The sequence below is a fragment of the Variovorax sp. YR752 genome, from assembly GCF_943372545.1.
Genome location: NZ_CALRZC010000292.1, coordinates 1 through 8,983 on the forward strand (window position 1 = coordinate 1; position 8,983 = coordinate 8,983).

Below are 8,983 nucleotides of genomic sequence, written 5' to 3' on the forward strand. Positions count from 1 at the left end.
GCGACGCTGCCCGGCACGAACCCACTGCCGGCCGAGACGTTGACCTGGTGCGAATCCTGCCGCGTGCGCAACTCCGCCGAGTGCAGCTCGGCGTAGACCTCGGTGGCCGGTGCCGGCCGCCACTGCAGCAGCGCGCTGCCGCCGAGGCGGCGCCGCGTTCCCAGGCTGACGGTCTCGGACGTGCTCGAAGGCGCCCACACCGTGGTGCCAGGCAGCAGGTCGGTGCGCGCCACCGGGGCGCCGGTGCCCTTCTGGTCCTCGCGCCAGGCGCGGTCCTGCATGACCAGGTTGACGAGCAGGCCGAACTCGCCGCCGTCGTCGGCGCGCGTGCGGCGGCTGAACATCAGGCTGGCCTGGTCGGCCGAGCGGCGCACCAGGTGGCCGTGCAGGCGGCGTGCCGAGAGCACGGCGGCGTCACCGCCGAAGTCGAACGGCCGGCGCGTGCGCAGGTCGATGCTGCCGCCGAGCCCGCCCTCGAGCTGCTCGGCGGAGGCGGTCTTGTGCACGTCGATCGCGGAGAGCATCTCGGAGGGGAAGTCCGACAGGTCCAGCGTGCGGCCGCTGCCGGCGGTGAACACCTCGCGGCCGTTGAGCGTGGTCTCGACCTGCGCCAGGCCGCGCACGGCGAAGGCCGTGCCCTCGCCGCGGTCGCGCGCGACCTGCACGCCGGTGATGCGCTGCACCGCGTCGCCCACGCCGAGGTCGGGCAGCTTGTGGATGTCGGCGGCCAGCACGCTGTCGACGATGCCGCGCGCCTCGCGCTTGCGTTCCTGCGCCGACTCGGCGCTGGCGCGGGCTCCGGTCACCACCACACGTTCGAGCTGGAGCCCGTCCTGGGCGAGCACGGGCGCGGCGGCGGAACAAAGGATGACCCCCAGCCGCCGCGTTCCCGACGCTCGCGGCCCCTGGCTGCCGGGCTCTCTACTGCAAATGCTCGACATGGTCTGTCCATGCTGTGCGCCGCCCCAGTCTCCGGCAATCGGCATCTACCCGGGCGGGGCACGTTATCCTGCGTCCCATGTACGCCCGCTTCTTCGGCCTGAGGCAGCAGCCCTTCTCGATCGCACCGGACCCACGCTACCTCTACATGAGCGAGCGCCACCGCGAGGCGCTGGCGCACCTGCTGTACGGCGTGACGGGCGGCGGCGGCTTCGTGCTGCTGACCGGCGAGATCGGCGCGGGCAAGACCACGGTGTGCCGCTGCTTCCTCGAGCAGATCCCCAAGCGCTGCAACGTCGCCTACATCTTCAACCCGAAGCAGACCGTGACCGAGCTGCTGCGCTCGGTATGCGACGAGTTCCGCATCCCGCGCCGGCCCGAGGGCGCGACGGTGAAGGACTACGTCGATTCGCTCAACGAGTTCCTGCTGCAGACGCACTCGGTCGGCCAGAGCAACGTGCTGATCATCGACGAGGCGCAGAACCTCTCGGCCGACGTGCTCGAGCAGCTGCGCCTGCTGACCAACCTCGAGACGCACGAGCGCAAGCTGCTGCAGATCATCCTGATCGGCCAGCCCGAGCTGCGCACCATGCTCGCCCGGCCCGAGCTGGAGCAGCTCGCGCAGCGGGTGATCGCACGCTTCCACCTCGAGGCGCTGACCCCCAAGGAGACGGTGCGCTACATCCGCCATCGCCTGGCGGTGGCCGGCATGAACCGGCCGCTGCCCTTCGAGCCGGAGGCGCTCAAGCGGGTGTTCCAGTTGTCGCGCGGCGTGCCGCGGCGCATCAACCTGCTGTGCGACCGCGCGCTGCTCGGCGCCTATGCCGGCAACAAGCCCGCGGTCGACGTCGAGATCGTCGAGAAGGCAGCCGGCGAGGTATTCGACGGCGCGCTGCTGCAGGATGCGCTGCCCGCCGTCGCACGCTGGCGCCGCGCCGCGCTGGCCACGGCGGCGGTGGCCGGCCTGGGCCTGGCGATCTGGGCCGGCGTCGCCTACGAGCGCCACGCCGGCGCGAAGGCGCAGGCGGCGGCGGCGCCGGCGAGTGCCGCTTCGGCGGCGCTGCTGGCGCAGGCCACCTCCGCGCCGGCGTCGGCCCCGGCGGCCGCAGCCTCGGCGGCATCGTCGCCGGCGCCGGCCGATCCGAAGGCGGTGCTGGCGGCCGCCTGGCGCAGCGAGGCTGATGCCTGGCGCGCGCTGGCGCCGGCCTGGCAGATCTCGCTGGACGACGGCGATCCCTGCGCCGCCGCTGCACGCCAGCAACTGCAGTGCTTTCGCAGCACCAGCACGCTGGCGCTGATCCGCCAGCTCGACCGTCCGGTGCTGCTGACCCTGCAGGGCGGCGGCAAGCCGGCCTATGCGGTGCTGACCGGGCTGACGATGCGCAGCGCGACGCTGGCCACCGGCGACGGCGAGCTGAGCCTGCCGCTGGCCTCGCTGGCCGCGGTCTGGCGCGGCGAGTTCGCCACGCTGTGGCGCACCCCGCCGGGGTATGCCGACGGCGCGCCGGTCGACTGGCTGTCGGCCCAGCTCGCCGCTGCCCAGGGCGAGCCCGCCCCGCCGGCACCGACGCGATTCGACGCAGCGCTGCGCAAGCGGCTCGACGCCTTCCAGGTCGCGCAGGGCCTCAAGCCCGACGGCCTGGCGGGCCCGCTGACGCTGATGCTGATCAACCGCGCCACCGGCGTCGCCGAACCGCGACTGCTGGCGCAGAGGTAGCCATGTCCTACATCCTCGATGCCCTGCGGCGGGCCGATGCGGAGCGCGAGCGCGGCGGCGTGCCCGGGCTGCACACGCGAGCCATGCCCGATGTCGGCGACGACGAACGGCCGGCGCGCGCCCGTGGATTGCGGCCCTGGCAGTGGGTGGTGATCGGCCTGGCCGGCGGGCTGGCCGTGGCGGTGGCCTGGCAGTGGAGCGACAGCGAGCCGCCGCCGCCCGCAGCGTCGCTGCCGCCGCCACCGATCGCCGTCGCGGCGCCGCCGCCCAACCCGTTGCCGGCCGCCACTGCCGAAGCTGCCCAGGCGCCGGTGCCCGTGGCGACCGCGCCGACGGCCCCGCCGGCGGTGGCGCCGGCCATCGCGCCGATGCGCGCCACGCCGCCACCGGCGCGCGTCACTGCCGACGCCGATGCCGCCAGCGCACCGGCCGCACCGGCACCGCGGCGCGTGGCCTCGCTCGCCGAGCTGCCGGCCGATGTGCGTGCAGGCCTGCCGGCGCTGGCCTTCGGCGGCTCGATCTACTCGAACACGCCGGCCAACCGGCTGCTGATCGTCAACGGCCAGTTGCTGCACGAAGGCGACGCCCTCGGCCCGGGCGCCACGCTCGAACAGATCAAGCCGAAGGCGGCGGTGATCAACGTGCGCGGCCAGCGCTTCGAGATCGGGCTCTGAAATGAAGAAGGCCGGCCGGTCTGACGACTGGCCGGCCTCGCGAACGGGCTTGCAGCCCGTGTCGGCCTTACTGCGACGCCGCCGAAGCGGCGGCAGCTGCGGAGGCAGCCTCCGGCACATGCATCGCATCGGCACCGTGCTTCTCGCCGCCCATGTCGATGTCACCGCCCTTCATCAGGACGAAGATGGCGAGCGCGGCGAACACCACGAAGCCGAGCAGGATCTTCCACATGCTTGTCGACTCCTGCGGCTCTCAGTCCTTGGCGTAAATGTCGACGTCCTTGGTCTCGCGCACGAACAGCATGCCGATGACGAAGGTCGCGCCGGCGATGATGATCGGGTACCACAGGCCGTTGTACATGTTGCCGGTCTGCGCCACGATGGCGAAGGCGGTGGTCGGCAGCAGGCCGCCGAACCAGCCGTTGCCGATGTGGTACGGCAGGCTCATCGAGGTGTAGCGGATGCGCGTCGGGAACATCTCCACCAGCATCGCGGCGATCGGGCCGTAGACCATCGTCACCAGGATCACCAGGATGACCAGGATGCCGATGATCAGCGGCTTGTTCATCTTCGCCGGGTCGGCCTTGGCCGGGTAGCCGGCGGCCTTCAGCGTCTCCGAGACGGACTTCTTGAACTCGCCGTCCTTCTTCTTCGCCTCGTCGGCCGGGATGCCCTTGGCCGTGTAGCCGGTGATCACCGTCTCGCCGATCCTGATGGTGGCGGGCGTGCCCGGGGCGGCCACTTCGTTCTCGTAGCTCACCGAACTGGCGGCGAGCACCTGCTTGGCGATGTCGCACGAGCTGGTGAACTTGGCCGTGCCGGTCGGGTTGAACTGGAACGAGCACTCGGCCGGGTCGGCGACCACGACGACCTTGTTCTTCGCCTGCGCGGCGGCGAGGTCGGGGTTGGCCGCCTCGGTCAGCGCCTTGAACAGCGGGAAGTAGGTCAGCGCGGCGATCAGGCAGCCGGCCATGATGATCGGCTTGCGGCCGATCTTGTCCGACAGCGTGCCGAACACGATGAAGAACGGCGTGCCGATCAGCAGCGAGATGGCGATCATGATGTTCGCCGTCGCACCGTCGACCTTCAGCGCCTGCGTCAGGAAGAACAGCGCGTAGAACTGGCCGGTGTACCAGACCACGGCCTGGCCGGCGGTCAGGCCGATCAGCGCCAGGATGACGATCTTCAGGTTCTTCCACTGGCCGAAGGACTCGGTCAGCGGCGCCTTCGAGGTCTTGCCCTCCTCCTTCATCTTCTTGAAGGCGGGCGACTCGTTCATCGACAGGCGGATCCACACGCTGACGGCCAGCAGGGCGATCGAGACGATGAACGGAACGCGCCAGCCCCACTCCGCGAAGGCCTGCTCGCCGACGATGGTGCGGGTGCCGAGGATGACCATCAGCGACAGGAACAGGCCGAGCGTCGCGGTGGTCTGGATCCACGAGGTGTAGGCGCCGCGCTTGCCGTGCGGCGCGTGTTCGGCGACGTAGGTCGCGGCGCCGCCGTACTCGCCGCCGAGCGCCAGGCCCTGCAGCAGGCGCAGGCCGATCAGGATCACCGGCGCGGCCACGCCGATCGAGGCGTAGGTGGGCAGGATGCCGACGATGAAGGTCGACAGGCCCATGATCAGGATGGTCACCAGGAAGGTGTACTTGCGGCCGATCATGTCGCCCAGGCGGCCGAAGAAGATCGCGCCGAAGGGCCGCACGATGAAGCCGGCCGCGAAGGCCAGCAGCGCGAAGATGAAGGCCGAGCCGGCGTCGAGGCCGGAGAAGAACTGCCGGGCGATGATCGCCGCGAGCGAGCCATAGAGATAGAAGTCGTACCACTCGAACACCGTGCCGAGCGAGGAGGCGAAGATGACCTTCTTCTCCTCCGCGGTCATCGGCGTCGACGCGGCGGCGGTCTTGCCGATCGTGCTGGTTGCCATTTTTTCTGTCCTCGAGAATGAATACGCCGCCCCTGCGGCGGCACGAGGCGCACTGTCGACGAGGGCTCTGACCGCTCTCTGACGCCTTCCCAACGCACGCTGACGCGACGCTGAAGGGACGCTGACAAACTCAGGTGCAACCCTGGCTCTTCATTCCTCGATGCGAAAACCCAGGGAAAGCGATGACGGCCGCAGGCTCACTTGCCGGCGGCCTGGCGCACGAGGTCGCGCTGCTTCTCCTGCAGGTAGTCGGCCAGCTCGTACTCGTGCAGCTGTGCCGCGTGCCGCTCGGTGAGCGCGAACCAGGTGCGCAGCCGCGCCTGCATGCGTTCTTCCGGCGAGCCGGAACGCACGCTGCAGTGCGCCAGCAAGGCGAAGTAGTAGCGCATCACGTTGCGCTCGAGCGAGGCACGCTCGCCGCGCAGGTAGCGCGGGCTGCCGTCGGCCTCCTTGCCGACCACGGTGAAGCCGATCTTCTCGCGCCCTGCCGTGGCCAGGTAGATGCGCATCGCCAGCCGCGCCGCCGCCGTGGTGTTGTTCGAGTAGCCGAAGTGAACGAAGCTGCGCCCGGCATCGATCGGCACCGCCTCGAAGACGATGCGGTAGTCGGAGGTGGACAGCGGCCCGCTCGGCGCACTCAGCACCACACGCAGGTGCGAGGGATCGTCGACCTCGGTGCGCATCGTGTAGCGCATCTGCGCCGTCATGCCGCTGGCGCCGCTGCGCTTCGGCCCGGCGACCACGAGCAGGCCGCTGCCCTCGGCAGGCCGGCAGGCATGCACGTTGAGGTGCAGGAACATCACCTCGCAGACGGCCTGTGCGCTGCGAAACGCGGCGCCGACCGTCTCGAACGGATGCGCCATTTCGGCGTACACGTCGCCCTCAATGCGGTCGGCCACTTCCTTCGAACTCAGGTGCAGCGGCTCACCGAAGGCGCTGCTGCGCAGGCTGGGCTGCAGTTCGAGGCGCCGGGCATGCAGCGCAGCGGCCGAGCCGGCGGGCGCCTCCAGCGCCTGCGCGGACAGAGCCGCGCCGAGCAGCAGCGCGAGCGCAGCGCGGGCCAGCCACCAGAGCGGAGTCGACATGAGATCAGCATGCACCCCTTCGCCGCGCCCCGGAATGTCGGCCGTCAAATCCACCGACGCGAGGCGGCGGCGATACTCGCGCCGATGAATCCTGTTCGCAGCCTGGCACGGTCGGCGTGCGTGCTCTCCATCCTCTCCAGCCTGATCGCAGGCGCTGCAGCGCAGAGCACTGCAGCGAACGAGCCCGCCCTGCCGCGCTGGGAGGCCGGAATCGCGGCCGGGGTGGGCCGGGTACCGGACTATCCCGGCGCCGACCAGTCGCAGCTGCGCGGCCTCGTCGTGCCCTTCTTCATCTACCGCGGCCCGGTGCTGCGTGTCGACGAGCGCGGCATCCGCAGCCGCTTCCTCGACACCGAGCACTGGGAGCTCGACCTCACCGCCACCGCCGCCTTCAACACGCGCAGCAACGATCTGCGCGAGGGCATGCCCGAGCTCGACTACCTGTTCGGCATCGGCCCGCAGCTGGTCTACAAGGGCTGGGCCGCGCAGGGCGGCGGGCCGACGCTGCACCTGAAGCTGCGCGCCCTCGGCTCGACCGACTTCGAGCGCATCGACTCGCGCGGTGCGAGCTTCGCGCCCGAACTGCGCTGGCGCTTTCGCGGCGTGGCCGGCCCGACCTCGGCGCTGACGCTGTCGGTGGAGCCGATCTGGGCCAGCCGGCCGCTGCACCGCTACTTCTACGAGGTGAGCGCGGCGCAGGCCACGGCCACCCGCCCGGCCTACGCGGCACGTGCGGGCTACCTCGGCACCGAGTTCGGCGTCTCGCTGCGCCAGCGGCTGAACCGCGATCTGTCGTGGTTCGTCAGCACGAACCTGATGTCGCTGCACGGCGCGGCCAACACCGCCAGCCCGCTGCTCGCCTCGCGCAGCAACCTCGGCGTCGGCGTGGGGCTGGTGTGGACACCTTGGCGCAGCAGCGAGGCAGCGGCGGACTGATGCAATCCGCCGTGTCGCCCATCCCTATGTCGATGAGGCCGCGCCCCCACGACTGACGCCGGTGGCGCGCAACGCGCCCGACTACCTTTCATGCCGAGGCCCAGGACACGGCCCCGCGCTCGCCAGGCGATGCGCGTTCCCCCCCACCTGCAAGGAGAACCGGCATGAAGCTCATCACCCCCGCACTCGTCGTCGCCGCCGCGATGGCCGCCTACGCACCCGTCGCCAACGCGGGCTCCACCGCGCTGGTGCTGAACCGCACCACGCTGACCAACGTCAACGATGCCGCCGGCCTGTGGCAGCACGAAGGCGGCAACGTCTTCAAGGGCGGCGTGAAGGTCGGCCAGTACGCGCTGCAGCGCCGCGTCACCACCGGCGGTACCACCGCGCCACTGAACACCGCGGCCACCACCATCACGCTGTTCTTCGCCACCGCGGCGGGCTCGGCGCCGCAGAACGTCGTTCTGCAGGGTGCGCACGACTTCGGCCCGGGCAACTTCCGCGGCGCGGTCAGCGCAGCGTCGAACCGCTTCAACTGGATCCAGGGTGGCGACGCCACCTACACGTCGCCGGCCGCCGGCACGATCAGCCTCGTGATCAGCTGGGCTGGCGCCTCGCAGCTGACCCTGCCCTGAGACGGCCCATGGCCATCGGCATCCGAGCGATCAGCCTGGCCGCGCTGGTGACACTCGGCCTGGGCGGCCTGATGGCCGCCTGGGTGAGCAGCCCCTCATCGGCGCCCGAGCCCACGATCTCCGGCGAACAGCGTGCGCAGGTGCGCACGCTGCGCGAAGTGGTGGATCAGCTGGCGACCCGCCACCGCCTGCGCATCGTCGTCGACCCGGCGGTGCGCAGCGACGCTCCGGCGCCGGTCGCGTTCGACGCCACCTTCGCCGCCCTGCCGGTCGAGGCGCAGCTGCGCCACCTCTTCGCCGGCCACGAGCTGCTGCTGCACCACACGGCCGATCGTGGCAGCGGCCCGCGGCTGGCCGCCGCGTGGGTGTTCGCGCGGGCCGAGGACGTGACGGTCGTGGCGAGGCCCGCCGCAACGGCGGCTGCCTTCACGTTCGCACCGGTGCTGCCGGTTGCCGCGACACCGGCCGCCGCCGAGACGGGGCGCCCTGCGCCGCGACATGCGGAGGCCGCCGACGCCGAGGCGCCGACCATGCCGCTGCTGGCGCTGCGGCGCCAGGTCGAGCAGGACGCCTCGGACGCCGGGCGGATGCAGGCGCTCGAGGCCCTGGCCTCCCACCCCGAGGCGGGCGACGCCGAGTTGCGCCAGTTGCTCGAGCAGCTCGCTGCGCAGCCCCACACGCTGCTAGGCGAGGAGGCGCGGGCGCTGCTCGGTGCTCGTTTCGCACCCGCCACGGCGCTGGCGCCCGAACCCGTCGAGCCCTAGCACGACGGCCGCGGCTCATGCGGCTTCGCGCTCAGACGTGTCGCTTGGGCGTCTCTGGGCGGCCCTGTGCTGAAGTTGGACGGCTGCTCTGCGGGTTGCGGTTGGCGCGGCAAAGGCACGCCCGGGCAGGCTACGGCGCCTCGGAGGCGCGCCTCCGCCTGCCCGGGCGCGCCTTTGCTGAACCAGCGGTGGCCTGCCGGTCGAGGAACCCCAATGGTGGACTTCGCGGCAGGCGCTGCCCGCTGGGGGCGATTTGGGCGGCGACGAGAAGCGCAGCGCCGGGGTCGGCGCGCGTCAGCGCGC

At 71.4% G+C, this 8,983-nt stretch carries 9 protein-coding genes; 5 read left to right on the top strand and 4 right to left on the bottom strand.

The genetic code is table 11. From position 1 onward, the window contains the following. Positions 1–845: TonB-dependent receptor plug domain-containing protein (locus AAG801_RS37515; protein WP_341892988.1), on the bottom strand; the 845-nt coding region annotated here is incomplete at its 3' end. 173 nt (positions 846–1,018) lie between these two features. On the opposite strand from AAG801_RS37515, the gene AAG801_RS37520 reads away from it, so the two are divergent. Both AAG801_RS37520 and AAG801_RS37525 read left to right on the top strand, forming a co-directional pair. Next, positions 1,019–2,656, top strand: a complete 1,638-nt coding sequence (locus tag AAG801_RS37520; protein WP_341892989.1) for an AAA family ATPase — start codon at positions 1,019–1,021, stop codon at positions 2,654–2,656. A gap of 2 nt (positions 2,657–2,658) precedes the next feature. Next, positions 2,659–3,330: a general secretion pathway protein GspB gene (locus AAG801_RS37525; RefSeq protein ID WP_341892990.1), complete on the top strand. Its 672-nt coding sequence runs from the start codon at positions 2,659–2,661 to the stop codon at positions 3,328–3,330. Positions 3,331–3,397: 67 nt separating this feature from the next. Here the strand turns inward: AAG801_RS37525 and AAG801_RS37530 are convergent, their stop codons facing one another. The 3 genes from AAG801_RS37530 to AAG801_RS37540 all read right to left on the bottom strand — a co-directional run bounded on the left by AAG801_RS37530 (position 3,398) and on the right by AAG801_RS37540 (position 6,345). Next, the gene (locus tag AAG801_RS37530) at positions 3,398–3,562 is read right to left on the bottom strand and encodes a hypothetical protein (RefSeq protein ID WP_341892991.1); all 165 of its coding nucleotides are present in this window, start codon (positions 3,560–3,562) and stop codon (positions 3,398–3,400) included. 21 nt (positions 3,563–3,583) lie between these two features. Beyond that, positions 3,584–5,260 (bottom strand): MFS transporter, encoded by a 1,677-nt coding sequence (locus tag AAG801_RS37535; RefSeq protein WP_341892992.1) that lies wholly within the window; start codon positions 5,258–5,260, stop codon positions 3,584–3,586. A 197-nt stretch (positions 5,261–5,457) separates the two neighbouring features. Continuing rightward, complete coding sequence (locus tag AAG801_RS37540) at positions 5,458–6,345, bottom strand: hypothetical protein (protein ID WP_341892993.1); 888 nt, start codon at positions 6,343–6,345, stop codon at positions 5,458–5,460. 84 nt (positions 6,346–6,429) lie between these two features. Between AAG801_RS37540 and AAG801_RS37545 the strand changes: the two genes are divergently transcribed. From AAG801_RS37545 to AAG801_RS37555, 3 genes are all read left to right on the top strand, one after another. Next, complete coding sequence (locus AAG801_RS37545) at positions 6,430–7,281, top strand: MipA/OmpV family protein (protein ID WP_341892994.1); 852 nt, start codon at positions 6,430–6,432, stop codon at positions 7,279–7,281. 164 nt (positions 7,282–7,445) lie between these two features. Continuing rightward, positions 7,446–7,916, top strand: coding sequence for a hypothetical protein (locus AAG801_RS37550; protein ID WP_341892995.1), 471 nt, complete (start codon positions 7,446–7,448; stop codon positions 7,914–7,916). An 8-nt stretch (positions 7,917–7,924) separates the two neighbouring features. Continuing rightward, entirely contained in the window at positions 7,925–8,680 is a 756-nt protein-coding gene (locus AAG801_RS37555; protein ID WP_341892996.1) for a hypothetical protein, read from the top strand. Positions 8,681–8,983 lie beyond the last annotated feature (303 nt).

What these genes read in the sequence shown, in the direction of transcription:
- AAG801_RS37545 (WP_341892994.1), top strand. Translation starts at nt 6,430, where the DNA reads ATGAATCCTGTTCGCAGCCTGGCACGGTCGGCGTGCGTGCTCTCCATC.
- AAG801_RS37535 (WP_341892992.1), bottom strand. Translation starts at nt 5,260, where the DNA reads ATGGCAACCAGCACGATCGGCAAGACCGCCGCCGCGTCGACGCCGATG.
- AAG801_RS37520 (WP_341892989.1), top strand. Translation starts at nt 1,019, where the DNA reads ATGTACGCCCGCTTCTTCGGCCTGAGGCAGCAGCCCTTCTCGATCGCA.
- AAG801_RS37555 (WP_341892996.1), top strand. Translation starts at nt 7,925, where the DNA reads ATGGCCATCGGCATCCGAGCGATCAGCCTGGCCGCGCTGGTGACACTC.
- AAG801_RS37540 (WP_341892993.1), bottom strand. Translation starts at nt 6,345, where the DNA reads ATGTCGACTCCGCTCTGGTGGCTGGCCCGCGCTGCGCTCGCGCTGCTG.
- AAG801_RS37525 (WP_341892990.1), top strand. Translation starts at nt 2,659, where the DNA reads ATGTCCTACATCCTCGATGCCCTGCGGCGGGCCGATGCGGAGCGCGAG.
- AAG801_RS37550 (WP_341892995.1), top strand. Translation starts at nt 7,446, where the DNA reads ATGAAGCTCATCACCCCCGCACTCGTCGTCGCCGCCGCGATGGCCGCC.
- AAG801_RS37530 (WP_341892991.1), bottom strand. Translation starts at nt 3,562, where the DNA reads ATGTGGAAGATCCTGCTCGGCTTCGTGGTGTTCGCCGCGCTCGCCATC.